Below are 26835 nucleotides of genomic sequence, written 5' to 3'. Positions count from 1 at the left end.
AGGTAAATTGGTCAAGCAATTACTTTTTTTGCCGATAGTCAATTCATAACAAATAAAACGTACCTAACTGATGAAAAAACAATTCCTCATGGAAAACAGCCCTTGGATTTCAAGAGTGGCTGAAAACTATGCTCGAGAAACTGTTATAAATGATGAGCTTTTAAACCGTTTAATCTGTGGAGCAATCAAGGAAGCACTTAATTTTTACACAGCATTTTTAGACGTTGATATAGATACATTCGACTTTCATCAACTGGATTCAAAATATAAACGCCACTATCTAGAAGCAAAAGAGATTGGTTTGTTCGAGCAAGGTGGTGTTCGAGAAAAGGACCATTTGAACTTTTGGTGTTTAAGCCAAGTTTTAAATCCAAGTTGTTATATAGAATCTGGTGTTTTCATAGGTAGCTCTTTACATGCTTTTTTAGACAACATTGCTCTTAAAAAAGTAATCGCCATAGACCCTGACCTGTCAAAACTGAAGCTTTCTATTTCAAACAACAGTAAATTTGAACTTGTAGGTGATAAAGACTTCTCTGAGTTAAAAATAGACGGAGTACCACAAAATACACTAGCTTATTTCGACGATCATATTGATTCAGCTAATCGTATAATCTGTGCAAAAAAGTTAGGTATAAAATATCTAATCTTTGATGACTCAACAGGGTTACAAGGTATAACTCAAAGGCTATACCCTGCACTTCCAACTGTACCAATGATAATGAAACATGACCTGTACCAAATAGGTGATGAAATTAGCTGGTCGTTTAATCACCCAAAAATAGGGATAAGTAGGCAGTTAGTTACAATTTCTAAAGAGCTCTTAGAACAGTGTGCTTTGGCAAAGCGCTTAATCAAACGGGTTCAGAAACTTCCTGACCTTGGCGACTACATACCGCTTAAACATCCAACTCCAATGAACGATATGACAAAGTACATATTAGAACTGTACTAGGCAAAAAACGCAGACACAAAAAAGCCCGCTTAAAGCGGGCTTTTTCGAAGTTAACAATAACGCAAGGATTAGTAATCTTAGTTAAGCTTCTCTTTGATACGTGCAGACTTACCTGAACGCTCACGTAGATAGTAAAGCTTAGCACGACGAACCGCACCGCGACGTTTAACTTCAATTGAAGAAACTGCCGGGCTGTGTGTTTGGAACACACGCTCAACGCCTTCGCCGCTAGAAATTTTACGCACGGTAAAAGACGAGTGCAGACCACGGTTACGTTTAGCGATAACAACACCTTCATAAGCCTGAAGACGCTCTTTGTCACCTTCGGTAACGCGAACTTTAACAACTACTGTGTCACCTGGACCAAACGCAGGAACATCAGTTTTTAGCTGTGCTTCTTCGATTTTTTTGATGATATCTTGACTGACTTTGCTCATCATATCCTCTCGTCCTAGTTAACTGTCATCTTGCTGCAGTTGCGCTTGGAATAATTCAAGCAAACGCTGCTGCTCCTCAGTCAGAGCTAGGTGATTTAACAATTCAGGGCGACGCTGCCAGGTTCTACCTAATGATTGCATCAATCGCCACTGCCTAATTTTTTCATGGTCCCCACTTAACAACACATCAGGTACCTTTTGACCATCAAGTATTTCGGGCCGCGTATAGTGCGGACAATCCAAAAGACCGTCAGTGAAGGAATCTTCAACCGCTGAAGCTTTATGCCCCAACACACCGGGAACTAGTCTAGCAACTGCGTCCATAAGAACCATTGCTGGAAGTTCTCCGCCGCTTAACACGTAATCACCAATAGAGACTTCTTCATCTACATGGCTTTCGATTACTCGCTCGTCGATGCCTTCATATCGACCACAAATTAAAATTGTGCGGTCAATGTTAGCAAGGCGTTGTACGCCTGCTTGGTCAAGGGGTTTCCCTTGTGGTGATAAGTAGATCACCTTACTTTTTTCGCCACCTACTTTCTTGGCGGCTTGTATTGCGTCGGTAAGCGGTTTTACCATCATCAGCATACCGGGTCCGCCTCCGTAGGGGCGGTCGTCTACTGTACGATGGCGATCATGAGTAAAGTCGCGGGGGTTGAATGTATCGACCGTTACTGTTCCTGACTTAACTGCCCTGCCGATTACACCTTGTTGGGTGAATGGGCCGAACATATCTGGAAACAGGCTAACAACACCAAACCACTTTTCCGGTGTCACTTAAAACCCCGGGTCCCAGTCAACTTCAATGACCTTCGCTTCCTTATTTACCTCTTGTACGACATCGTCGAACACAAAAGGTATAAGTCTTTCTTTTTGACCAAAAGCGTCACCTACATTCGCTTTAACGTGAATCACGTCGTTAGCACCTGTATTAAACACTTCTTTCACCACACCTAAGTCGTAACCTTGCGTTGTTACCACTTTCATGCCGGTGAGCTCACGCCAATAAACACCTTCATCACCTAAATCAGGCAGCTGTGAAGCATTTATGTTGATATCCAAGTTTTTGATGCGTTCTGCATCATCTCGGCTATCAACGCCCACAATTTTTGCAACTAGGCTTTTACCGTGCGGTCGCCACTGGTCAATTTGGTATTCTTTTTCTTCGCCAATAAACCATGGCGCATACTCAAAAATGCCTTCTGGTGTTTCTGTATAGCTGTTGATTTTGACCCAACCTTTAACACCGTACGGTGCGCCAATTTTGCCAACAATCACTTTGTCAGACGCTAGACTCATCTATACCACCAGTTAATAACAGCTTACGCTGCAGATTTTTTAGCTTCTTTTACCAAGCTAGAAACGCGATCTGATAAGCTCGCGCCTACGCCAACCCAGTATTCAACACGCTCTAGGTCGATGCGAAGACGTTCCGCTTGACCTTGTGCAGTTGGGTTGAAGAAACCGATGTTTTCAATGAAACGACCGTTTCTCGCACGACGGCTATCAGCCACCACTAGTTGATAAAATGGACGCTTTTTCGCGCCACCACGCTGTAAACGAATAGTAACCATAAATGCCTCAAACTCGTTGTAGCGTTACCGTTAACTTAAGCCTTCGTTTGACGACTAAAAATTAGACACCAATTAGAAGGCCGCCGAATTATACGGATACACCGGTTAATTGCAAGTTTTATATGAGTAAATAGCTGAAGGTAAGCATGTTGAATACCGCTGAAATACAACATGCATTAAGATGATATTCGAAATTAAACTGTTAGGCCGCAGCGATGTCGCTTTGCATCTCCATTGATACGGTGATTTTGGTTCCCACGCCTACTTTGGACGATATTTCAAATTGCCCACCCATATTCCTCATTAGTGCCTCTGCAATTGACAAGCCAAGCCCAGAGCCCTCTAAGTTAGAAAAGCGCTGATAGGGCTGAGTACACTTATTAATTTGCTCAGCAGTCATTCCTTTACCCGTATCTTCAACAATGACAGACATTCGTCCGTAATCTGACTCAACAGTTCTTATCGTTACCGACCCTTTATCGATATTATATTTAATGGCGTTTTCTATAAGATTAATGATTACTTGGCGAATACCCCGTGGCTCTACGTGCACTATGATGTCGTTAGCCAATGCAAGCTCTAGTGTTACCTGCTTTTTGTCCGCTAATGGCTGCAATAAAGTCACCACTTCAATTATGAGTTTATTAACTGAAATATTCCTAAAGTTACGCTCGTCCACGGTATCCACCAAAGACGAACTATTCAGTGAATACTCAACCACATCCCGCATTAATGATGCAGATTGGTGAAGCGAGTCCATCAACGCTTTGCTTTTTATATCATTACTTATTTCATATCGTTTGCGAAGAATATCAGATAAACCTAACAAGCCATGCAGTGGTGTTTTTAACTCGTGAAATAGCTTCGCCATCATCTCATTTCGGAGATTGTTTTCTGTGATAGCCTTTTCGCGCGCAGCAATAAGCGAGTTCCTAATACGAGTTGCCTCTGTGATATCGATAAATTCATAGATAACAAGCCGCATTAAGCTCTCTTTGGGCTGTGTAATTTCGAAGTACTCAAACAATAGGCCATGGCGTACCGTAACGTCTCTTATGCCGTTTGTTACCGTATTAATGACAATAGGATTTTCGGTATCCGCCGCTTTGTCCCAATCTAACCCAATAGAATTGGAGAAGTCTTCAAAAGAAGCACCAAGAAAATCAGAGTGACTTATATTAAAAGACTCCGCAGTGACGTTATTTATAGCCACAACGGAGTTGGTAGCAGTGGTGCCCTGCTCAATACCAATCGCTATACCAGATGTTATGCTGTCTATTACATCTGTTGCCACAGAACGCAAACTCTCTTTCTTCTTGAGCGCTCGTCGCATTCCGCTTCGCAATAAAATGGCTAATTCAGAGTTATCAACTTCTAAGAATGCCCGTACACTCTTAAAAGCACTCTCGATAGCATTCTTGTGTTGCTCACTCCATGGCGCTGACCGTCCCTCTACATTTTCTACCCATTTTTCAAAACTTTTTCGTGGAGTGTAACGCAGTACCCCCTCATCTTGCTGACCATAATGACGAGGGTCTCCTCCCCAAGTAACAGTCTGGTTTAACCCTTTTCTGTATATGACTATGGCACAAAAAGGGTATTTACTTAGGATATGAATAGCCATTCCCGCAACGTTGTTTGACAAAGGAAATGAAAAGGGCGACTGCTCGTAGAAATGGGTCCCATCTTTAAACTCACATGTCAGGTGGTTTCTCATCTTTATCAATTCATCTTGCTTTGGGATATTCCCTAAGCTTGATATTTCATTACCAATAAACAACGAGATACCTTGCCCTCCTGATATCTTGTGAAGAGCAACATCTGAGAGTATAAGTGTTTGGAAAGGCTCCACTTCCTCTTCAAGTTTCTGCATTAACCTGCTAACCGCATTTTGGCTACGCACGCTAAGCATTTGACTCTGCTTGTATATAGCCCTTTCAAATGCTTGGTTTACACCATCACTGAGCTGCTGAAAATATACGAACTCATTGATGTCTACTGCTCGTTTGTCTGAGAAATGAAGAGAAAGAAGTCCCCATAGCTTTCCTTCTGTAACAATGGCGCATGAAAGTGTGCTTGCACTGCCCATATTTTTTAAATATTCAATATGAAATGGAGAAATACTGCGAGACAAACAGTAAGAAAGGTCAACATCTTTCGCATTTGCTTCACTCGATTCACATATAAGCGAAATAGCCGGTTCAACATTGAACAAGTGCCGGGTTTTTACTTGTAAATATAAGTCTCTGGCGACTTTCGGGATATCAGTTGGGGGGTATCTTAAGCCTAAAAAGCTTTCGGTATTATCGGCAATGCGTTCACTAATTACTTCTCCTGACCAGTCTTCGTGAAACTGGTACACCATAACGCGTTCTGCTGAAATATTTTCTGAAACAAATTGGCAAATTTGGTCAGCACATTTCCATACATTGGCCACGTCTAAATTGTGAATTTCGTTTGAATACTTTTTCTTATTTGAAGATGCAGTGCTAGCGCAGTCGCTACATTCCAAAAATGTATATTCTTTGTTAGTGTGTTTTAACCATAGCGTGCCCGACTTATCTTCAATTACATTATGACGCTCGTGTAAAAAAGCCTTGGAAGGCAAGTGTAATGCAGCAATAGCTTTGCTTTTGATATCTTGACTAACACTATCGGAAAACCCGACGATTTTATCGTTTTTAAAAACAACCACATGCATTCCATATTGAAATGCCCCCGTTTGCCTCAAATTTTCCTGTTCACACTGATAAAACTGTTTTGCATAATTCACATTACTGTTAATCATTTTTCCATTCCTTGGCTAAAGTAAAGTCATAACCTTCTCTTCAAAACGTGGAAAGTCTATCGGCTTCACAAAAACGTCTATAAAACCCGCATCTTTCAATGCCTCAATTTCTTGAGGGCGCGACTTCGCAGTAAAAGCAACAATTGGGCACGAAAAATGTTTTTTCATCTGAGGTAAAATTGAAAGTGAATTGCCATCGGGCAGCATGATGTCGAGCAACAAAAGGTCAGCCGCTTCACTTGATTTGGTCTGGACAAAGTCGTTGATTTCGGCAATGGAGTTAAATCGCGTTACTTTATTTATGCCTAACAACTCAAGCATAGCTTCGGCGACTTGAAAATTGATATCGTTGTCTTCAAGGTAAAAAACGTGTTTGTCCATCACGAAACCAATATGTTTATTTTTTGTACAAACATAGATTACGGACGAACATAAATAAAGTCTTAAATTAATTTTTTTTAATCTTAGTATCAATAAATTACATGCACAAAAAACTATATAAAAGAAGGAGAAGAACTCACAAACAGTGACTAACCGCCACCCTCATCAACTTTTACAGTGGTAGTAATTTTCAGCTATGTACCTGTACACAAGGTTTATACTTTTTTACGCTACTAGCCAGTCAAATAAGCATATACTTTATCTAGTCATCGCAATATCTGTTGTCTATATTGGGTGTAGGAAAAATAATCTTAAGCAGTGCGTCCAATCGAACCGCCGAAGACTAAAGGTTAGACAATAAGGAATGTTCAAATGAAAATAGCACCATTATTAGTAGCTGCCGCTATCACTCCCCTCGTTGCTTGTACTTCAGTGGATGAAGTTATTAATGAGCAAGCCACAATACAGCCCAATGAAGCCCGCATCGACTTCTTTGCAAATCGCGGAGAGGCATTTGATAACCAGCGTGAGTTTGTGAAACTCATGTGCTTCAACAAAAGGCCAAATGGCGCATTAATTTTGCGTGATGTTGAAGAGGGTGAGCATGTGCTGTTTGTGCGTGCCAGCGTAATAAACTCAGACTTGCCTTTCGGTAACGAGCGTGAAGCGATAGTTCGCCTTGAGGCAAATTTAGAAGGCGGAAAGCGATACTCTTTAAATCAAACCCGCGACAACCTTAATATGAAAGTATGGCTTCAAGAAACAGACACCGGAGTTCCCGTTTCTGAAGTAGTAAGCACACGTGTTGAATACCCCCAATATGTTGGAGATTTACGACTACAACAATGCAAAGAAGGCACAGTTTGAGCAAACTAAGAAACTCAGGTGTTTAAGTGGCACCATTGTTTTAGAGTGCCCGAATAGTAAGGAAGAGCCCCGTGCAAGCTTAGCATTGCTGTAAAGCCCTGCTGCTTGCACACATATGCAAATAAAATAAGGAATGTTTTTATGAAGCTAGCAACACTTGTGGCAACGATAGCCATCACCACGCTTGTCGCCTGCACTTCAGTCGAAAAGGTTATTGACGAGCAAGCCACAATACAGCCCAATGAAGCCCGCATCGACTTTTATGTTCAGCGCTTGGACCGACAGCGAGAGTTTGTTCAACTTATGTGTGAAAACAATCGTCCAAATGATGAGATAGAAATACTAGATATTGAGGCTGGAGAGCACATTCTTTATGTACGTTCCAGAGTAATAAACTCAAATTTACTGTTTAAAAATGTGCGAGAAGCGGTAGTTCGCTTAGACGTTAATTTAGAAGGTGGCAAACGCTACACACTTAATCAAGACAGGGAAGATGACAATGTAACGCTGTGGCTTCAAGAAGCAGACACCGGCCTGATTGTTTCTGAGACTGTATCTACCACTATGGGGTTAACTGGCGCTGTAGGTAACCTTAGAATGAAACAGTGCCAAGAAGGCACTGTGTAATATTTTAAATTGATTTTTATAGCGTTCTTCAAGACATAGAGATTGAGGAGCGCTATTTGCCTCAAATCCTCTTTGCATAAACGTAAACTTCAATCATTCTTTCCCGTTTATTCGTATACTACCCCTTTGTAAATATGCACAAGCTGGTTCCAGCTGTTGCATAAAGATTGTCTCAGTAAGCTTGAATACGCTACTCCATTTCATTAAAGAGGTCGTTTTGGGTAAAGAAGTATTGTCAGTGTCAACAAAACAAGTGATGCAATGGATTTTAAGCCACCTGCTTAATTACAAAGCGAAAATGCTTGGTGCAGTAGCCGCTTTGTTTGTTGCAGCATTTGCTTGGCTTATACTAGGTCAGGGTATTAAGTACGCCGTTGATAACGGTTTTATGGAGAATGCCGCAGACACGCTCAATAACTCCATGGTGCTAGTGTTGGCTATTACAGTACTAGCCTGTTTAGCTACCTATGCACGTTTTTACTTAATGACCTGGTTGGGTGAACGGGTAAGCGCAGATATTAGAAACCAAGTATATTCACACTTATTATCATTGCCCCCTTCCTTTTTTGCCGAACTTCGCACCGGCGAGGTGATATCTCGGTTTACCAGCGACACCACCATTATTCAAACGGTGGTGGGTATGAGCTTATCCATGACACTACGCTCTATTGTTACCTTTGTCGGCGCGTTAGCGTTGATGACATTCTCTAGCCCGCTATTAACATTTTGCGTGATCGTAGCAGTACCGGCTGTCTTAGTTCCCATTAAAGTACTAGCGCCTCAGGTTCGAAAATTTGCCAAGGAAAGCCAAGACAAAGTGGCCGATTTAGGTGCACGAATTGATGAGAGCTTACACGAGATAATGACCGTTCAAGCCTACACGGCTGAAAACAGTGAACGTACGCATTTTGCTAAGCAAGTTGAAAGTGCCATGCAAGTTGCCGAAAAACGTATTCACTATCGCTCTTTATTAATTGGCTGCATTATGTGTATCAGTATGACCGCCATAATTTTTATTGCTTGGGTAGGCGCTAGACAAGTACTGTCGGGTAACATGACAGTGGGTGAACTGTCGGCCTTTTTGTTCTATGCCGTAATGGCTGGCGGTAGCGTAGCCACAATAAGCGAAGTAATCGGCGAGGTGCAACGCGGCGTTGGCGCAAGCGAAAGGCTTTATGAGCTATTGAATACGTGCCCAACTATTACTTCTCCTTCTATTTCCCCTCACTCTAACATTGCCCCTTCAGGCAGCGCCGAAAAGCATATTAAAGATGAAGCTTACCCAAAACTTGCAAGCGCACCACGCATTCAAATTTCCGATGTTACGTTTGGCTATTCCAAAGACAAACCGCTTTTCAAGAATTTAAATTTTGATATTCAGGAGGGAGAGCGCCTTGCGTTAGTGGGCCCTAGCGGCGCGGGCAAAACAACCTTATTCCAACTCTTGTTACGATTTTACGACCCACAAGAAGGTACAATTAGTTTTAATTCAAAGCCCATAAGCAACATGCCTTTGGCGTACCTTCGCCAACATATTGCGGTGGTAACTCAGGAACCTGTGGTGTTTGCTAATTCTGTAATGGAGAACATTCGCTATGGCAAACCAGAAGCGAGTGATGAGGATGTTATTAATGCAGCAAAACAGGCATTTGCGCACGAGTTTATTGATAAATTAGACGAGCGATATCAAACGCAGTTAGGTGAGCGCGGCATTAAACTGTCTGGCGGTCAAAAGCAACGTATCGCTATTGCTCGAGCAATACTGGCTGACCGCCCCATTTTATTACTTGACGAAGCCACCAGCGCACTCGATGCAATGAGTGAACGAATGGTACAACAGGCAATAGACAGACTGATGGTAGGTAAAACTAGTATTGTGATTGCGCATAGGCTAGCCACGGTTCAACACGCAGATCGAATCGTCGTGATGGATAACGGTGAAATAGTAGGTAGTGGCAAGCATAGCGAACTAATGAAAAGCGATACCCTATATAGGGAATACGCTGAATTGCAACTGCTCAGCTGAACCACATGCGATGCTATACGGTATTAAGAACGTTAGCAAAAAGTCTAATTTTCAACCAATAAAGCACAATGAAAATATCGCACAGGTTAACAATGAAGAAGTTTTTATCTACATACTGCATGACATGGATAAGTCTAGTGGTACTAAGTTTGAGTGTAACTAGCGCACATGCACAGTTTTTTGGTGATCGCCAAGCAAAATTGGTAGTGACTAAGCCAATTACCTTTATGAATGAAACCAGAAAGGTAGAGGCTGTAGGTAGTGCTGAAGCGGTTCGCTCAATTGTTCTTTATGCTGCTGTGTCTGATGAAGTAACAGAAATAAACTTTGTACCAGGCCAAACCGTTGAAAAAGGTAAGGTGTTGTTAAAGTTAGACGATCGTAGGCAGCAAACCGCTCTTAAACGCGCAGAGCTAACGCTGGCAGATGCTCAGCGCACGGTTGAGCGATTAGCTGACAGTTACAAAAACGGCGCAGTGCCTGTCAGCGAGCTAGACTTAGCTAGAACGCAGCGTGACCTTGCTGAAGTTGCGTTAGAAGATGCTAAATCAGACCTAGAAGACAGACGTATTGTTGCCCCCTTCACCGGTGTTGTGGGTATTACCGATGTTGAAGTGGGCGATCGCATTAACGAACAGACAGTGATTACTACACTTGATAACCGTAACAAATTATTTGTTAACTTCAGAGCTCCCGAGGCCGCCCTGCCCGTGCTGCTAAATGCGCCAGAAGTTACCCTTGAACCATGGAGCGACAAAGAAAAACGCGTAAGTGCTGAGATAGCACAAGTTGATTCTAGAATTAACGAAGCAGATCGAACGTTGCGCGCGCGCGCTGTACTAGATAACTCAAACGATGCCTTTCGTCCAGGCATGAGTTTTAGAGTCAATTTAAGTATTGAAGGCGACCGTTATGCTGCAGTGCCAGAAGCAGCCCTACTTTGGGGTGCGACAGGTGCATACATTTGGCTTGCAAAAGACGGGAAAGCACAAAGGGTTGATGTAAATGTTCATCAGCGACTTAGAGGCACAATATTGGTGTCGGGTGAAATTCAAGAAGGTGACACCTTAATCGCCGAAGGCGTTCAACGTTTACGTAACGGCCAAGCTATTACTACCGAACTGGCTGGAGGGCCAACCGGTGAGTGATCCACAGCTTTCTACATCAACAAACGACCTTCCATCTTTATCCATTCGTCGCCCAGTACTAATTGTTGTACTTAACCTTCTTATTGCTATTGCAGGTCTTGCCGCATTAAGCGGTTTAGAGGTAAGAGAACTACCCGATGTTGATACTCCCCGCGTTACGGTAACAGCACAATTCCCTGGCGCATCGCCTGAAACGGTAGACGCCGAAGTAACAGGCCGGCTTGAGGGTGCGGTAGCCCGCGTAAGTGGCGTGAAAAACATTTATGCTCAAAGCGAAGAGAATTCTGCACGGGTTCGCGTGGAGTTTCGCCCAGGCGTTAATTTAGAAGATGCCGCCAACGAAGTTCGAGAATCAGTAAGTCGTGTTCAGCGACAGCTGCCTGAAGACGTTGAACAAGTTGCCATTATTAGGGCTGACAGCGATGCACAAGCCGTTGTAAGCCTTGCTATCTCGAGTAATACTCTTGATATGGAAACGTTGACCGAGCGCGTTGATACCGATGTTGCGCCGCTTTTTCTAAGTATTCCCGGCGTTGCAGACGTTACTCTTAATGGTGATAGAGAGCGCGTGCTTCGCGTGTCGGTAGATCCACTTCGTTTAACCAGCTTTAACTTATCAATGAGCGATATTGCGAATGCGCTAGCACTTGCTCCTTTTGACGTGCCCGCGGGCAGCATTCAATCGGCAGAACAAGCACTTATTGTTCGCGCTGATGCTACGTCAGTTACCGCAGAAGATGTGGGTAACATTGTAGTTGCTGGCGACATACGTATAAATGATGTGGCGAGTGTGTATTTTGGTCCAGCCGATACCACCAGCATGGTTCGCCTTGATGGCACACCTGTAATTGGTGTAGGCGTTATTCGTCAGGCAAGTTCGAACACCATTGAAATATCTGATGAAGTGCTTGCTATGGTGCGCGATTTAGACAAACGCTTTACCGACATGAACATTGTTGTAACGTCTGACGATGCGGAGTTTATTCGCGACTCGGTAAAAGAAGTTGTGGTAAGCCTTAGCCTTACTATTGCCTTGGTAATTGTAACCTTGCTGGTATTCATTGGTTCTTGGCGCGCAACCATTGTCCCTGCTCTATCCATACCCGTCTCGTTAGCTGGCGCACTCGCCATTATTTGGGGCATGGGGTTTTCCGTAAATATTCTTACCTTACTTGCACTCGTTCTTGCTACAGGCATGATTGTTGATGACGCCATTGTGGTTTCAGAAAATATACAAAGGCGCAGAGCTATGGGCCTCGGCGCGCGAGCCGCTGCCGTTATCGGAACAAGAGAAGTATTCTTCGCGGTGGTAGCAACCACAGCCGTGCTTGCTTCTGTGTTTATTCCCATTGCCTTTTTGCCCTCAACTGCAGGCCGTCTATTTAGAGAGTTTGGTGGTGTATTAGCGGGTGCCGTGGTTATTTCTTCGTTTGTTGCACTATCGTTAGTGCCGGCGCTTACCGCACGACTGAAAGTAAAGCAAAACACTAAAAATGGCTTGTTCAGTAAAACCTTCGGTCGCTTTGGTAAAAAGTGCTTGTCGCTGTATCAGGCGTCACTATTAAAGGCGTTAAAATATGGCTGGCTAGTTGGTGCTTTAAGCCTTGCGGCAGGCGGTGGCGCCTATATTTTGTCGAAAAATATCGACAACGAATTACTGCCAAGTGAAGATCGCGGCACCATTCGCATTTTTGCTAGAGGTCCAGACGGCGCTGGGCTGAACTTCATGGACAAACAAGCTGAAAAAATGGAAGAGCTGCTGCTGCCCTATGTTGAAAACGGCACCATCGATTCTATGTACACGATTGTAGGTCGCTGGGATCCAAACATCGTATTTATCACAGCACCCTTGAAGCATTGGGACGAACGAGACCAATCTCTGCAAGATGTGGTGAACGAAATACGACCTCAGCTGCGCCAAATTCCTGGTGCACCAGGCAACGCTTTTGGCGGCAATAGTTTGAATCTTCGTGGTCAAGGCGGTGGTCTTGAACTCGCCCTTACTGGCGACACATACGAAAACATTTTTGTGGCATCACAAAATTTTTCAAAGGTAATAGAAGAAGCACTGCCAGACTTGGGAAGACCACGAATAAGCTACGACCCAACACAGCCGCAGATGCGAGTAAATATAGACAGACGTCGTGCCGAAGAACTTGGCGTGCCGCTTAACGACATTGCCAGTACATTGCGTGCCGCGGTAAACGGTGATGATATTGCCGACTTAAATGTGGGCGACCAAGCAATTCCTATTATGCTGCAAACCAGTAATAGAAGTACGCTTGACCCATCAGACCTTACCAGCCTGTTTGTAAAAAGTAGCAACGGAAACTTAGTACCACTGTCTAGCGTGGCGTTTATTAGCGAAGAAGGCGTGGCTGCGGAGCTTGAGCGACAAGCACAGCGCCGAGCGATTAAAATTGAGATGGAGCTACCCGAAGATGCTGCGCTAAGCGAACTGGTTGATACCATTCGAAACCTAGCGCAAGAAACCCTTCCTGACGGTATTGGTTTAGTCTTCTTGGGGGAAGCACAAACCTTTGAAGAGACCTCAAAGCAAGTGGCTATGACCTACATATTAGCGTTCATTATTGTGCTGTTGGTATTAGCTGCACAGTTTGAGAGCGTGAATAGCGCAGTGGTTGTGATGCTAACCGTACCTTTCGGTATAGCCGCCGCTGTATATGCACTGTTTCTAACCGGCACAAGCATTAATATTTACTCTCAAATTGGTTTAGTAATGCTAATTGGTTTACTGGCTAAAAACGCCATTTTACTTATTGAGTTTGCTGACCAGTTGCGAGACAAAGGCTACGACATATTCGATGCAATTGTTGAAGCAGGTAAAGTGCGTTTGCGCCCTATTATGATGACCTTGGTATCAACCATTTTGGGTGGACTACCACTCATTCTTTCTACCGGTGCTGGCGCAGAAGCGCGTAATGCAATTGGTTGGGTGGTATTTGGCGGTTTGGGTATTGCTGTTGTATTTACACTGTACCTTACGCCTGTGCTATATCTTGCCTTAGCTCGCTTTACTAAACCTCGCGCCGATGAAAGCGCTCGTTTAGAAAGAGAGATGGAAGAGGCGCAAGCACAGCAGTAACCAGCATTAAGTTGCGTATTAGTGTTTTGAAGCCAAAAAAACATAAAAAGCCACTGATTTACAGTGGCTTTTTCGTATTTCAGAGCAATTTTGTTAAACCGCATAACGTTTAACGACATAGCCCATTAGTTTTCTCTATGTGTGTAAACGCAACTAGCTGTGTTACAAGCTGTTCAAAATAAGGGTTATACGTTAAGCGAGCATGTACTTTCCCGTCTTCTTTGTATCCCCATGGACCATACCAAACATCACCGCCCGATTTACACACACGCTCCTTTTCAGCTCCCTGCCCGTTATCACAAATACGAAATGCGCTTTGAGTACCATAGAAAGCATTATCTTTTGAGAACAGAGGGCTCATATGTGACGCTGCGCTAATTTGTAGCTCAGGGCGCTTCATAGATTGCACCATGAGGTGCTGGGGCATGACATCAGGCGCATTTTGCCCCTGCCATATCAAGCATTTTTTGGGGTGGGTAAAGTTGCTTTTGAATTGCTCTGCAACCGTTTTAGTATCAACAACGCTATCTTCCTCGGCGACAACCATTAAAACAGGAATATGTAATTTACTGTTAGCGTCTTTCTTGTCGTTCAATCTTGCCTGCAGTGCATTAACACTTTCTTGATAAGCAGCGAACCCCGGCATCGCTGTAGAGTTATAGCGCGTTGGGTTGTCTTCTTCTTCAACATTTGGCCATGGAAACAGCGTGTCAATGTAAGGCGCTAAACGTGATACAAAAAAACGCGACTTAAACGCTGGTGAAAAATGAACAAGACCTGCAATGTCTGAGCGTTCAAAAGCCGCCAGCGTAGTTAAATTAGCGCCGGTTGAAAAGCCGCCTATAAACAGGGTATTCACTTCTCTGGAAAACAGTTCAACATGAAAGTTTGTTTCGTTTTGCCACTGCTCATAGCTTACTGTCAACATATCCCCAGGCTTTGTCCCGTGACCAGTTAACAATAATGTTCGCACACGAACACCCTGCGCACACATGGCGTTAGCAATATCATGAAAGAAGAAGGGGGAGTCACCTAAACCATGAACCAATAGTAGGCCTATGTCACTGTTTTCTGCCCCACACTCAAAAGGCATATTCATTGCAATTTCGGCAGCGTTGTTATCGCCAATAAATTCTCTATTTGCTTCAAGGTATTGCTTCACCTGACGCAAGTACTTACTAAATGGAGCGGTTTGAATGGGAAATGTGGCATTACTGGCGGTAAACTGCGCGCTGTGAGAAGAGTGACACGCTGATAGCAAAGTCATTCCCGCTAGGGCGATGCCTGCTTGCATAGCCCTTGTTAATAATGAAGGTAATTTCAAATTAATATGTTCATTTGGTTAGTTCTACAAGGCTATTTTTTAAGAAACGCTTTACGATTATAGTGGCAGCTCACAATTATAGTTTCATCGCACTATTGTAGTGTTTCTTGAGTAGCCGCAACCGCGCTCTCTGCCCCCGAGACTAACGCCTTGGCAAGCAATTTATGCGTAAGAAGCGAAAGTAGCTCTGTTTCTTCTTCGCTGCGCTCTCCATCAACGCCCGTTATTGCCATAGCAACTTCCATGGTTTTCTCAGCGTTGAAAGCTAAATCGTCTTTTAAGCTACGAAGGTAGGTAATTGCGTCACCCGTATCGATGGCTTTTCGAGTTTGATAAATCGTGTCGTTTAGAAATGCTTCGGGACAGATAGGGCTTTGCCAATCTAGAGAGTCGACCATGTCGTTAAGATAGTCTTGTTCTGATAGGGTTACCATTCCATCGACCTGATACAGTAAAACAGACAGTTTGATAAGGGCTTGGTTGAAGCTCTGTTGATCTGATAATTGCATAGTATTCTTCCTCTTCGTACCGTACGCGGCAGTACCACTGCTTGTTCCGCATCCTGCAGAACACTTCTACGTGCAGCCCTATTGAAAGCTGCTTCAGCTGTGTTTTGGCACTTGTACTAACATAGACCGTTAAATTGACAGAAGAGTTACGTCTTCGTGAACGTTAAAGTTCAAATGTTAAATAAGTGTAAACACCTATAGCATTATATCGACATTTAGACATCAGCCAAGAGCGTTATGCTCAATTTTTTTTGATAACAGACACAAAAAAAACCCGCTTTGCCTAACTCTCCTTAATTTACAAAAAAGACATCATGCAGACGGGCTTTCTAATTTTCTGATTTTAAATAGCTTTACCGTTATCTCTAACGCTACCTCAATCCAAGCGTGATATCGCTGATATAAAAATTGCCGGTATAGACTTTATCGTTATTACCGTGCGGTTCTAATGCAAAAAACTGCTTATCCTGGTCGTCCAAAGCCTGATAACCACCAATAACTTGGTAAATCCATACTTCAGGATCGAACTCAAGCGACTGTTCTTCATAATAATCTAATGCAGTTTTTGGCTGCCCTGAGTCAATAACGTCGCAGAAATAAGCTTCTACCGCTTTTTGCAGCGGATCTTTTTCTAGCGACACCGTAGATTGTTCGGTTACGTCAATATCAACAGGCTTGGTGTCTTCGTGCTTCACTTTGCGTTTATGCACATGTGTAAGTGATGCCACTATTTGTTGATAATCAACTTCGTGTTCAACGTTATTTACATTTGCCGCAGCAGTCGAAATCGTTGATGTAGACTGATTAAACAATACCGGTACATTAGTAAGGTTGGCATAATTACCTGGGACAAAGTCGGGCTGTTGCTCCATATGCAGCAAAAAGCCTTTAAGCAATCGAGTGCGCCCTTGAAACTCTCTAAAGCGACCTAGTAAGTCAAGCAAGCGAGCTTGAACCACTGAAAGCTCTTGCGCTGCTTTTGCAAAACGCTGTTGTAGCGAAACAACAAGCAAATGACGAAGTTCACGGTTAGAGCCGGCAAGTTCACTAAGCTCGTCAAAGCGAAAGCACTCAAGTTGCGCAAGCAAGTCTGTTACCTGCCCTTGCGCCAATTCGTTTTCACGAATTTTTGCCTCAACCGACGATACATAACCAAATTCGTTATTTATGCGGCTAAACATTACACGTACGCTATTGCTCAACGACTCAGATAGCTGATAAACGTGCTCGGTTAAATCGCCCATATGGGCTGCCGCTTCGTTGTATTTGTTGTAATGTAGCGCTTCTTTATAGTGTTCGGTAAGTGTTTTTAAACTTGCTAACGATGCACCAATATTGGCGTTAATGGTGCGATTTCGCTCGTCTTGTAAGCTTCCTTCAAGTAAGGTTCTTACCGCACTTTTTAGACGTAGCTCGCTTTGCGCTTCTGGGCGCCACAGCACGCCTAACTGTACTAACTGCTCTAGCACTTTAGGGCTGTAATCACGCTCTTTTACCGAACCATTAACATACGCCTGCATGATTAAGTCGCTATGGCGACCTAACGCATTAAGCAGTTTGGTGCCGGCCTGTATTAACACTTGGCTCATATCAGGCTACCTTGCGAAATAGCGGCCTCCGCCTGTTCGGATAAACTAAGCGCCTCGGTTTCGTCAATAAAGCGCAGCATCTCATAAAGGTGTTCAATTTTACCTGTGCCCAGATATATCTGTTTATCTGGATTGGGTTTAATTAAATACCCCATTTCTGTTAAACGTTTAAATACCTGCTTTAATTGGCCGTCCAAGTTAACACTGGTAGAGCCAAACATACGATAGCGAGAAATCTTCTCAAGCTGCTCGGCATATGCTGGCGTATCCTCAATGGTAGTTTGCAGCTCATTTAAGCGAATTGCACTGCCCATGGTGATAGGCATGTCTGACTCGTTCGCTTGCTGCACAAGAAGAAGCCATTCAACCAAAGGAACAAGGTTTGACGCCGTATCTTGAAACTGCTGCGTGAGTACCTTTCTTTCGCTTTCGCCTATTGTGAGATAACTAGCAAAAAATACGTCGCCTTCAGCGGTAGTAGAAAGTGTACGGTTTAACAGCGTAAGGTGAGGTTCGAGTTGCGCGGCATTGTCTCTGCTTTTTAAAAAGCGCCAGCCTTCTTCGTCGGTTACCTGACAAATAAACGCGCCCTGTAAAAGTGCACTTAGCACACGGCCTTGTTCTGTCATCATGCTGATGTCTCCTCACCGGCTACTTCACCGCTTTTTCTTGCTTTAATTCTAGCTGCTATAGTGCTTGCTTTTGGTTGCACCACCTGCAATTGACGTGTGACTTTGTCAATTAAATAACGGTTCTCAAACAGAGTAAGTACTTCCGACTCAGGGTTAGGGAATGCCCCCACTACGCTAATGTTATTGTTTTGACATGCTTCGAAAATTTTCTTCACGTTGTTTTGGTGCAACGTACCTAATTCATCAATAGGCCAGTGCACCGTGGCATCGGCATCACCACGAAGAAGACGGGTGAAGGCCAATAAAAACTTACACAAAATAAGGTACGCCATACCGTGACTCGAGGACTCATTAAGCTGACGGTCGGTACGAATAACAAGGTCGCTATTACCTTCACGAAGATGTAGCTCGATATCAAGCAGCTTACTGATACCTCCGGTAAGCGCGGCGCGCCCAAGAATATCTAGCACTCGACGCATGCTTTGGCCGTACTCTTCTTCAGGCAATTCGTTCGCGCCCTCCTCCATCCAGTGCTCATAAAGCTTTCTGAACTGCTCAAGTTCTGGCCAAAATTCAAGTTCGCTAATACGAGAGCGAATTTTCACTGCGGAATCTGATACACCGTCAAGCGATAAGTCGCCATCAACCTCTTGGGTGATGCGACGGCTTTGCGACACAATGCGTTTATCGATATCGGCTAGAACGAAGTAGTATTGTGAGAGGTCAGCACCAAAAATACGGCCTTGCTCACGTAACCCCTGTAGCTTTTGGGGCACGATAACGTTAAGCAATTGAGCAAGATGCGACACCATACGGCGATGATCAAAACTTTTCACTCCATGCGCATTAAGCGTTGCACATTCCTCACGCGCGCGTTCCCACGTGTCTGATAACCCCGTGCCCGCCTGAGCAGCAATTAGCTGATCGAAACGCTCAACATAAGCGCGTATATCACTGAGTAAATTTTCACGCTCTTGTAGCTGACTCTGAACCTCTGAAATACGCTGGCCAATACTTACATCATCGTGCTTAATTTCTAGGCTTTCATCGCCTGCGTGAAGCGAGAGTTTTGCCAAAGACTTACTTAATGATCTAACTTGTTCTAAGTGCTCAGTTGAGGTTTTTAACGTTGCTTCAAGCTGGGCATGCTGTTCTTGCAGCTGTTCGCGAGTAGCTTTATACATACTTTGTTTGCTTGCTAGGCTTCGCTCAGATTCCCCTAGTAATTTACGAGATTTCGATAGGCCTTCTTGCCACACCACTTTTTGCTTTGTAAACACATTAGTGTACCAGCGCTCGTAATCGGCCACTTTGTGACGATGTGTTTCAGTGCGAGCGATATCTTCTTTAAGCTTGTTGATTGTTTTTTTCAACTGGCCTATTTCGTCAACATCTACGCCTCGATTATTTAATTCACTTTCAAGCCAGTCTTGCATGTCTTGGCGATCTTTCGCAGCGCTTTCTTTCGCTTTGCGCATGTCACTATCTAGCTGTGACACACGTGCTTCACTGTCTGCGATAAGCTGTTGCCAGTGAAATTTATGTTCGGTTTGCGCTTCGCGCTGCTGATCTTTTATTTCCTCTCGACTTAGCTCGAACTGGGCTTTTTGTTGTTTTTGCGCTTGCTGATTACTTTCAAGTTTTGCTTTTGCTTTTTGCTTTCTTGCAGACAACGCTTGTTGATATTCACTGAGTACGGTGTCTCTATCTTGCTGTGCTCGTTTCCTAGAAGCCTCAGCACTTTTAACCGCATTGTCTTTCTGCGTTACCACAAGCTCGGCATTGCGTACGTCTTCATTCGCTTTTGCTAGTCGCTGTTCGCATTCATTCTGCGCAGCAAGTGACGCCGCCTGACGTATTTCCGCTTCCTGAAGCTGCTGTTTAAGCGCTTGCTCGGTATAGGCATAATCTGGCGTATCAAGCTCACCAAGCGCCAGCTTAATTCCCATAAACGTATCGGTTGCATCTCCCATTTCAGGCGCAAGATCGGTACGTTCTAGTAACTCTGGACGAATGACTTTACCTAGAGAAAGCTCCCAGTCGTCAACATTGGCGCGCAAAAACTCAAGCAATGATCCTTCACCTGGGTATAACAAGGCATTAATCTTGTTAACCGCTTTTTCTTCTAACTGAAATGCACCGCGTGCCTTATCGAGAGCGTTAGAACACTCTTTGCGAAATTCAACGGCTTTATTGTGTGCTTGCTGAGACTGTCGAAGCTCTGCCCTAGCCGCATCTTCGTTAACCGACGCTTCTTTTATTGCCGCATCTAAAATATCTAGCTGAGATTGCTCAAATTCGTTGTAGCCAGCATTGCTTAACGACGCTTTAAGCTCAGCTTCAGCTACCTTTAATTCGCTTAAACTATTTTGATAGTCGTTGTTAAGCGCATTCAGCTGGCTCGTGTAATCATCTTGAATACGGCTTAACGCTTCTCGTTCATTTTGCTGCTGCTCTGCCTTGTTCTCGGCAGCTTCTTGGCGAGCAGCCGACATTTCTTCTAAAGAGATAGATAACTTTTCGCCAAGCTCAGCTAAACGCCTATTGTATGCAGACTCTATATCTTGGTGCTTTTCAGTAAGCAGAATATACCGGCTCTCTGCCAACGATTTTTCATTCTGCCATTGCGATAAATTGGCAACATCTTCTTTAAGCTGCTCGATATTTTCGTCTTGCCACTTATCGAATTCTTGCTCAACCGTGTCGAGCTCGCTGGTAAATTTTTCAACATCGGCGCGGGCAGCAGAAATAACTTGGTTTAAGTGGTCACGAGTATCGCCCCACTCACTGTCAGTTTGCTTGCGCTGAAAGCTGTTTTCGTCAAGTTCATTCTTTGTAGTTTCAACGCGAGCAGCAAGGTAGGTTTTATCAAGTTCAAAACTGTGCTTAAGGTTAGCAAGCACTTGCTCTGTTGACGTTAATGCCATATCCGCTTGTTCAAGTTTTGAAAACTCTGGGCGAATTTTGTCGAATTGTTTTATTAAATGACACTCTTTAATCCAGTCATCTACGCGATGCCGACTAAGGCCAGAGGTTGGTGGTGTTACGCCATCTTCCTCTAAAATTGCGGCAATCATGGCTTTGATGGTTTCCATCTTGCCTTCTTTTGAATGCACCGCTTTTGCGAGTTTTTCGATATGACGCATGTGCTTTGATGGCTCACACAGGCTGAATATTTTTGCGTAACCGAGTAATTCACGCGCATTGTTACTTTGATTAAGCACACCATGGTCGTTTTGTACGATTGCGCGGAAATCTTTGGTATTAAGCAGGCTTGTAACCATTACGTTGTTGCGTTTCATAGCGCGCGCTAGCTCTGCACTACTTACACTGGCATGTTTACCGCTTTTTTGTTCAATTAGGTAATCGGCAATGTCAAAAGGCTTACCAATTAAACGGTAATTTACACCCGTGCCATTTGAACTTAGCACTGCTTGGCATAAATCACCTTCAGCACGGGTATATTCATAGATAATAAAACTTGATAAACGAGGTAAGTACCAACGTTCAAAGCTATCTCGTGTTGCAGGAACCACTCGGCTTGGGTATTCACCATAAAACACGGGAATAAGACGCTGCAAAGTGGTCTTACCCGATGCATTTGTTCCACATATATTGGTGTGTCCATCAAGCTTTAGCTCAACCACGCCTGGCAAATGCGTGTCGATAAGAATTATACGTTTTAAGCCTGCCATAGTGTTCCTGTATTGTTTAATCTGCTGTATGAACCTTCATACAGTACTACAACGCACTGATTTTATTATGCTTCTGGCAGCATAGTAGTGCTACTGTTAGTACGCGCTGAATACCTAGCCGGTCAGTGTATTATGAATTGAGGAATTTGCACAGATGTCACGTTGTTAGTTGACTACAAAGCGTGCTAAATCAAATATGCTGAAGATTAAAAATGGCGTGCAGAGAAGTTTAAAAGGGTGTGTAAAACATTGAAGTACGTGCATCAAAAGACAGCGTACCTCAATGTTTATATTACGGCTTGAGCGTTACTTAATTGACAATACTTGAACCGATTCTGGCGCAGGATACATAGCACTAAATGTTGCTGTAATATCACCAGAAGGAGAGTTTAAGATATTGTCGAAGCGTTAAATCATACCGTTAGACTTCTCGGCAACATACACATGACCATTGCTCATCATTAGGTCAACTGGATTACCTAACATCGAATTAGGGCCAGCGATGTTTACTGATACGTTAGTCAGTCCATCAGCACGACTAGCACCTGGAATGACATACAATTTACCATCGGTGGCATCTGCAGCACTTCCCACATCAGAAACCACTAAGCTATCGCTCTGGACATCATAGTCTATACCATGAAGATTAGTGGGTGCAGCAAACGCAGTATCAGCACTTGCAGGTATAATCAGCCTGTCTTCACCTGTAAGAACGGTTTCCCCACCGTTCATTCGGCGGATCACTTCTTCGAATACTGCAACCGTACCATTGGTTAGTGCAAGGTACGCTGTATCGGTAGCTGGGTCGTAGTCAACGTCCCATGGTCTACCGCCATTAGCAGCCTCCAATGTAAGCAGTGGTGCAACATCGCCTGATGCACAAGGCGAGAAAACGCGTACAGCTGGTGTGGTAGCGTTCACGTCGGCCACGAATACCACACCGTCATTTGAGGAAATATCTAAGCCTTTAGGGGCAATTAGTCCCGTTGAACTACCTGCTATCATGTGGTCCATGCTTTCGTTGTACATCATGCCATCACGCATGGTTTTAATACGGTTAACAACAATCAACCCGCCGGTTGATGTGGTTGGATCATCAAAGGTAATAACACCGTCACCACTTCCCGTAAATGCGGCACTTTCGATACTCATTCCAGCATTAAAACTACTTGTTTGACTTGATAGTAATGCGCTGTATTGTGCAACTTCCCCGGTTGTTGGCCCGTCTGTTGAAGGGTTACTTGATACTGCTAGTCCCATGATTGGAACTGTGGTCAAGCCATCGTCTGATGCATCGACAATAGCTTCAACATCTGCAAATTCTGTAATTGATTCAGGCTTAATGGAAGGTGTTGCAAGCGTAGGAGCAATATCGCCACTGGCGCCGCTGAAAATATTTGAAAAGACTAAAATTGCGTCATTCGATTTTTCAGCTACTCGCAAATCTGAGCCAGTGAGCAAAATATCAACAGGGTTACCAAGCTGTGTTGCTGGACCGGCGATTACTCTTGCAGGCTCTACGGCGCCATCCGCCATAGAAACATTCTCGATAACGAAAATCTGTCCATCATCTGCAACTGCGGCATCCCCAACATCTGATAATACCATTCGATTAGACATTGGTTCATAAGAGATGCCGTGAAGGTTCACTGATATCTGATTACCATCTGCATCTGAAGGCACAACAGAACGCATTACCGTTGGCGCAAACCCAGATTGTGCAACGTCATCGTATACCGCCAACGTTCCATCTGTTAACGCTACAAATAACCTATCGTTTTGCTCGTCGTATGCTACATCCCAAGGTTTAGCAGACGTCATAATTTCAGCGACAGGAGCTACATCTCCAGCTGCTTGACCGCCGAATACACTTACTTTCTGCCCGTTAAAGTCGGCTATCATAATCAAGCCAGCTTCTTCAGCAAATGCAATACCTTTTGGATTGACCAGCCCAGTGGCAGCGCCTGTTATTTCGTGACCCGTTCTTGCTGAAAAGCCATCCTGTGCATCGAAGTTACACATACTGCGTACAAGCGGCAAGTCACTATCTCCGGCCTGAACGAGCGTACTGTTTTGAGTAAACACAACGCCTTGGTTTGCTCCCGTAGTAACATTGGTCAACACATTTGCGTTTTGATCCACCGAACTAACCGTGTTTCGATTAGTGTCTCCGTTATTAGCAACTAAAAATGTTGCAGCATCAAAACCCGGACTACCATCTTGTCCAGGCGCGCCATCTTGCCCCGGAGCGCCGTCAGCACCGTCAACTCCATTAGCACCATCAAGACCGTTGATACCATCATCGCCATCACATGCGCCCAATGCCAAAACCATAAACGATGCAAGAAGTGAAACCTTAAATTTTTGTTGTGAAGCTTTACCTATATTCATATTTGTCTCTATACAATTTCTTTGTTCATATACAAAACCCGTTCGCAACAACTTCTAAACATTACGAAGACATTTATTTCACAAAGCCGTACGTTCCAAAATTTGAATTAGATGCAGAAAATAAACAAGCCCCAACGTGAAACACGTTGAGGCTTTAATTATAGCTGTAGGACTGCTACCTTTTAGCGAGGTGGGAAACCACCGCCACCGCCAAAACCGCCTGGACCTCCGAAGCCGCCTGGACCACCCGGCCCTCCTGGTCCACCGAAACCGCCACCTGGTGGCATCATGCCTTTCATTTGACGCATCATTTTCTTCATGCCGCCGCCCGACATTTTTTTCATCATTTTCTGCATCTGCGTGAATTGTTTAAGCAAACGGTTTACATCTTGGATTTGTGTGCCAGAACCTGCGGCTATACGACGTTTGCGCGACCCTTTAATCATATCTGGGCGTGCGCGCTCTGCTGGCGTCATCGAATTAATGATGGCTTCCATCTGATTAAACTGTTTGTCGTTGGCTTGGTCTTTAATTTTATCCGTCATGCCGCCCATGCCAGGAAGCTTATCTAGCATTCCCATCATGCCGCCCATGTTTTTCATTTGTTCAAGCTGATCTTTAAAGTCTTGAAGGTCAAATCCTTTACCTTTTTGAACTTTCTTCGCAAGCTTTTCGGCTTTTGATTTATCAACCTTGCGCTCAACTTCTTCAATTAAGCTAAGCACATCGCCCATACCAAGAATACGCGAGGCAATACGCTCAGGATGGAATGGCTCTAGCGCATCAACTTTCTCGCCCATACCGATAAACTTAATCGGCTTGCCAGTAATGTGACGTACCGAAAGCGCAGCACCACCTCTGGCGTCACCGTCAGCTTTCGTAAGGATAACGCCCGTTAGCGGCAGCGCATCGTTAAATGCTTTAGCGGTATTCGCGGCATCCTGACCCGTCATAGCGTCTACTACGAACAAGGTTTCAACGGGTTTAACAGCAGCATGAAGCTCTTTAATTTCGTCCATCATGTCATTGTCGACATGTAAACGCCCTGCTGTATCTACAAGTAGCACGTCAAAGAAGTTTTTCTTTGCTTCTGCAATTGCATCATTAACAATGTCAACTGGCTGTTGAAGAATTGTTGATGGGTGGAATGCAACATCCACTTCACCCGCAAGGGTTTCAAGCTGTTTTATGGCGGCTGGTCGATAAACGTCAGCACTCACTACCATTACTTTTTTCTTTTCGCGCTCGGTAAGGTATTTAGCAAGTTTACCAACCGAGGTCGTTTTACCCGCACCTTGAAGACCTGCCATAAGCACTACAGCCGGTGGTTGCGTTGCAAGGTTCAGCTTTTCATTTGCTTCACCCATTACTGACTCAAGTTCGGACTGAACAATTTTTATGAAAACTTGACCGGGCTTAAGGCTCTTTGTTACTTCAGTGCCTACCGCGCGCTCTTTCACCTGTGCAACAAACGCTTTTACAACAGGTAGTGCAACGTCGGCCTCAAGTAAAGCCATGCGCACTTCGCGAAGTGTTTCTTTGATATTGTCTTCTGTAAGACGCCCTTTGCCGCTAACATTTCTTAATGTTTGGCCTAAGCGTTCTGATAAATTCTCAAACATAGTATGAAACTTCTTTTTATTTCAGACGTAATGCGTACATTGTAACGTAAAAGGTTTTGCTAACGTACCCGTAAACACGGTTAATTTTTACATTCAATGAATTAATAGCTTGGCTACACGCATAATTTGCATACAGTGAAAATGGGCGCGAAACAAACAAAATCAAGGAGATGGTTGAATTTCCGTGCAAGTTGAAGTATCAATACCGACTTAGCAGGTGAACCTACTCACCATTGCAATACAGGAAGCAACATGAACACCCTTTTCGCCATTTCTGCCGCTCTTCTCTACGCACTTGCAGCCGCAGTGTTAATTGGCAAGTTTGTCCATCAAGATGGTCCTAATAAAAAGCTTGGATTATCCTTGGCCAGTGTGGGTGTTATTGCGCACATTGCGTACTTGACCAATGCCATTATGGGAGCTCCCGGGCAAGACATGAGTGTTACTAATGTACTCTCTTTAGTGTCTTGGATCATAACCGTTTCAATGCTGCTTTTTGCTCGCGCTATCCCAAATTTAATTCTACTACCCGTTGTATTTAGTTTCGCTAGCTTCTCTGTGCTGGTGTCGAAATTTATTCCTGTAAGCTACATTATGCATATTGAACTGCAGCCTGGACTGGTCATCCATATCAGCTTGTCGTTATTCGCTTATTGTACGCTTGTAATAGCCTTTTTGTATGCTCTGCAAATGTCCTACATAACGTACCGCCTAAAAGAGAAAGGGGCCGCATTGTTACATTCGTCGCTACCGCCGCTTATGTTAGTAGAGGGCATCCTTTTTAAACTGTTACTTGCTGGAACCACACTGCTTACTGTCTCATTGCTAAGCGGCTTTCTTTTCTTAGATGACATGTTTAGTAAGGCGTATGCGCATAAAACCGCTCTGTCTATCGCGGCACTCGTTGTGTTTGTTATATTGTTAGCAGGCCAAAAGATAAAAGGGTGGCGCGGAAAGCAAGTTATTGTGCTAACTATTGTTGGCGTGATTTTGCTGTCATTGGCGTATTTCGGTAGCAAATTAGTAAGAGAACTTATCCTCTAACCCCATCAAAGAACACGCTTCATAGTATTCATGCTGATCCATAGAAGGCTAAATTTTTGAAAACTCGCCTAGCATTGTTACATTTCAGCACATTTCGCTTGAAACCCGTTGCTCAAA

19 protein-coding genes and 1 pseudogene are annotated in these 26835 nt (G+C 44.0%); 7 read left to right on the top strand and 13 right to left on the bottom strand.

The window, feature by feature from the left end:
• Positions 1-70: 70 nt before the first annotated feature.
• Complete coding sequence (locus V7R35_RS02315) at positions 71-955, top strand: hypothetical protein (protein ID WP_334013049.1); 885 nt, start codon at positions 71-73, stop codon at positions 953-955.
• A 77-nt stretch (positions 956-1032) separates the two neighbouring features.
• Here the strand turns inward: V7R35_RS02315 and rplS are convergent, their stop codons facing one another.
• The 6 genes from rplS to V7R35_RS02285 all read right to left on the bottom strand — a co-directional run bounded on the left by rplS (position 1033) and on the right by V7R35_RS02285 (position 6138).
• A complete protein-coding gene (rplS, locus tag V7R35_RS02310) occupies positions 1033-1392 on the bottom strand; it encodes a 50S ribosomal protein L19 (protein WP_024015986.1) in 360 nt (119 codons plus the stop codon).
• An 18-nt stretch (positions 1393-1410) separates the two neighbouring features.
• The gene (gene trmD / locus V7R35_RS02305; RefSeq protein ID WP_334013048.1) at positions 1411-2172 is read right to left on the bottom strand and encodes a tRNA (guanosine(37)-N1)-methyltransferase TrmD; all 762 of its coding nucleotides are present in this window, start codon (positions 2170-2172) and stop codon (positions 1411-1413) included.
• A complete protein-coding gene (gene rimM / locus V7R35_RS02300) occupies positions 2173-2694 on the bottom strand; it encodes a ribosome maturation factor RimM (protein ID WP_334013047.1) in 522 nt (173 codons plus the stop codon).
• A gap of 23 nt (positions 2695-2717) precedes the next feature.
• Positions 2718-2969: a 30S ribosomal protein S16 gene (gene rpsP / locus V7R35_RS02295; RefSeq protein ID WP_131095552.1), complete on the bottom strand. Its 252-nt coding sequence runs from the start codon at positions 2967-2969 to the stop codon at positions 2718-2720.
• Positions 2970-3171: 202 nt separating this feature from the next.
• The gene (locus V7R35_RS02290) at positions 3172-5757 is read right to left on the bottom strand and encodes an ATP-binding protein (RefSeq protein ID WP_334013044.1); all 2586 of its coding nucleotides are present in this window, start codon (positions 5755-5757) and stop codon (positions 3172-3174) included.
• A 15-nt stretch (positions 5758-5772) separates the two neighbouring features.
• Entirely contained in the window at positions 5773-6138 is a 366-nt protein-coding gene (locus V7R35_RS02285; protein ID WP_334013043.1) for a response regulator, read from the bottom strand.
• A gap of 372 nt (positions 6139-6510) precedes the next feature.
• Here V7R35_RS02285 and V7R35_RS02280 point away from each other — a divergent pair, with 372 nt between their 5' ends.
• The 5 genes from V7R35_RS02280 to V7R35_RS02260 all read left to right on the top strand — a co-directional run bounded on the left by V7R35_RS02280 (position 6511) and on the right by V7R35_RS02260 (position 13912).
• A complete protein-coding gene (locus V7R35_RS02280) occupies positions 6511-7005 on the top strand; it encodes a hypothetical protein (protein ID WP_334013042.1) in 495 nt (164 codons plus the stop codon).
• 141 nt (positions 7006-7146) lie between these two features.
• On the top strand, positions 7147-7632 hold the full coding sequence (locus tag V7R35_RS02275) for a hypothetical protein (RefSeq protein ID WP_334013039.1): 486 nt from the start codon (positions 7147-7149) through the stop codon (positions 7630-7632).
• Positions 7633-7888: 256 nt separating this feature from the next.
• Positions 7889-9658 carry an ABC transporter transmembrane domain-containing protein gene (locus V7R35_RS02270; RefSeq protein ID WP_334013263.1) on the top strand — a complete coding sequence of 590 codons (1770 nt, stop codon included), beginning with the start codon at positions 7889-7891 and terminating at the stop codon, positions 9656-9658.
• A 92-nt stretch (positions 9659-9750) separates the two neighbouring features.
• A complete protein-coding gene (locus V7R35_RS02265; protein WP_438823441.1) occupies positions 9751-10806 on the top strand; it encodes an efflux RND transporter periplasmic adaptor subunit in 1056 nt (351 codons plus the stop codon).
• Positions 10799-13912 carry an efflux RND transporter permease subunit gene (locus V7R35_RS02260; RefSeq protein WP_334013038.1) on the top strand — a complete coding sequence of 1038 codons (3114 nt, stop codon included), beginning with the start codon at positions 10799-10801 and terminating at the stop codon, positions 13910-13912. Before V7R35_RS02265 ends, V7R35_RS02260 begins: the two co-directional genes overlap by 8 nt.
• Before the next feature lie 109 nt (positions 13913-14021).
• On the opposite strand, the gene V7R35_RS02255 is transcribed toward V7R35_RS02260, so the two are convergent.
• The 7 genes and pseudogenes from V7R35_RS02255 to ffh all read right to left on the bottom strand — a co-directional run bounded on the left by V7R35_RS02255 (position 14022) and on the right by ffh (position 25674).
• Positions 14022-15206, bottom strand: a complete 1185-nt coding sequence (locus tag V7R35_RS02255) for an alpha/beta hydrolase (protein ID WP_334013037.1) — start codon at positions 15204-15206, stop codon at positions 14022-14024.
• A gap of 122 nt (positions 15207-15328) precedes the next feature.
• Positions 15329-15745, bottom strand: a complete 417-nt coding sequence (locus V7R35_RS02250) for a TerB family tellurite resistance protein (RefSeq protein WP_334013035.1) — start codon at positions 15743-15745, stop codon at positions 15329-15331.
• 371 nt (positions 15746-16116) lie between these two features.
• A complete protein-coding gene (locus V7R35_RS02245) occupies positions 16117-17334 on the bottom strand; it encodes a phosphoenolpyruvate carboxylase (RefSeq protein ID WP_334013034.1) in 1218 nt (405 codons plus the stop codon).
• On the bottom strand, positions 17331-17966 hold the full coding sequence (locus V7R35_RS02240) for a hypothetical protein (RefSeq protein WP_334013033.1): 636 nt from the start codon (positions 17964-17966) through the stop codon (positions 17331-17333). Before V7R35_RS02240 ends, V7R35_RS02245 begins: the two co-directional genes overlap by 4 nt.
• Entirely contained in the window at positions 17963-21661 is a 3699-nt protein-coding gene (locus V7R35_RS02235) for an ATP-binding protein (protein ID WP_334013032.1), read from the bottom strand. The genes V7R35_RS02240 and V7R35_RS02235 overlap by 4 nt, the downstream gene beginning before the upstream one ends.
• A gap of 306 nt (positions 21662-21967) precedes the next feature.
• Positions 21968-24052 (bottom strand): annotated as a pseudogene (locus V7R35_RS02230) (hypothetical protein).
• A 182-nt stretch (positions 24053-24234) separates the two neighbouring features.
• Positions 24235-25674, bottom strand: coding sequence for a signal recognition particle protein (gene ffh / locus V7R35_RS02225; protein WP_334013029.1), 1440 nt, complete (start codon positions 25672-25674; stop codon positions 24235-24237).
• A gap of 252 nt (positions 25675-25926) precedes the next feature.
• Between ffh and V7R35_RS02220 the strand changes: the two genes are divergently transcribed.
• The gene (locus tag V7R35_RS02220) at positions 25927-26718 is read left to right on the top strand and encodes a cytochrome C assembly family protein (RefSeq protein WP_334013028.1); all 792 of its coding nucleotides are present in this window, start codon (positions 25927-25929) and stop codon (positions 26716-26718) included.
• Positions 26719-26835: the final 117 nt, after the last annotated feature.

It is taken from the genome of Alteromonas sp. S167 (assembly GCF_036864375.1).
GTDB lineage: Bacteria > Pseudomonadota > Gammaproteobacteria > Enterobacterales > Alteromonadaceae > Alteromonas.
This window is presented reverse-complemented; position numbering and strand designations above follow the sequence as displayed.

What these genes read in the sequence shown, in the direction of transcription:
- V7R35_RS02315 (WP_334013049.1), top strand. Translation starts at nt 71, where the DNA reads ATGAAAAAACAATTCCTCATGGAAAACAGCCCTTGGATTTCAAGAGTG.
- rplS (WP_024015986.1), bottom strand. Translation starts at nt 1,392, where the DNA reads ATGAGCAAAGTCAGTCAAGATATCATCAAAAAAATCGAAGAAGCACAG.
- rimM (WP_334013047.1), bottom strand. Translation starts at nt 2,694, where the DNA reads ATGAGTCTAGCGTCTGACAAAGTGATTGTTGGCAAAATTGGCGCACCG.
- rpsP (WP_131095552.1), bottom strand. Translation starts at nt 2,969, where the DNA reads ATGGTTACTATTCGTTTACAGCGTGGTGGCGCGAAAAAGCGTCCATTT.
- V7R35_RS02290 (WP_334013044.1), bottom strand. Translation starts at nt 5,757, where the DNA reads ATGATTAACAGTAATGTGAATTATGCAAAACAGTTTTATCAGTGTGAA.
- V7R35_RS02285 (WP_334013043.1), bottom strand. Translation starts at nt 6,138, where the DNA reads ATGGACAAACACGTTTTTTACCTTGAAGACAACGATATCAATTTTCAA.
- V7R35_RS02280 (WP_334013042.1), top strand. Translation starts at nt 6,511, where the DNA reads ATGAAAATAGCACCATTATTAGTAGCTGCCGCTATCACTCCCCTCGTT.
- V7R35_RS02275 (WP_334013039.1), top strand. Translation starts at nt 7,147, where the DNA reads ATGAAGCTAGCAACACTTGTGGCAACGATAGCCATCACCACGCTTGTC.
- V7R35_RS02270 (WP_334013263.1), top strand. Translation starts at nt 7,889, where the DNA reads ATGCAATGGATTTTAAGCCACCTGCTTAATTACAAAGCGAAAATGCTT.
- V7R35_RS02265 (WP_438823441.1), top strand. Translation starts at nt 9,751, where the DNA reads ATGAAGAAGTTTTTATCTACATACTGCATGACATGGATAAGTCTAGTG.
- V7R35_RS02255 (WP_334013037.1), bottom strand. Translation starts at nt 15,206, where the DNA reads ATGCAAGCAGGCATCGCCCTAGCGGGAATGACTTTGCTATCAGCGTGT.
- V7R35_RS02250 (WP_334013035.1), bottom strand. Translation starts at nt 15,745, where the DNA reads ATGCAATTATCAGATCAACAGAGCTTCAACCAAGCCCTTATCAAACTG.
- V7R35_RS02245 (WP_334013034.1), bottom strand. Translation starts at nt 17,334, where the DNA reads ATGAGCCAAGTGTTAATACAGGCCGGCACCAAACTGCTTAATGCGTTA.
- V7R35_RS02240 (WP_334013033.1), bottom strand. Translation starts at nt 17,966, where the DNA reads ATGATGACAGAACAAGGCCGTGTGCTAAGTGCACTTTTACAGGGCGCG.
- V7R35_RS02235 (WP_334013032.1), bottom strand. Translation starts at nt 21,661, where the DNA reads ATGGCAGGCTTAAAACGTATAATTCTTATCGACACGCATTTGCCAGGC.
- ffh (WP_334013029.1), bottom strand. Translation starts at nt 25,674, where the DNA reads ATGTTTGAGAATTTATCAGAACGCTTAGGCCAAACATTAAGAAATGTT.
- V7R35_RS02220 (WP_334013028.1), top strand. Translation starts at nt 25,927, where the DNA reads ATGAACACCCTTTTCGCCATTTCTGCCGCTCTTCTCTACGCACTTGCA.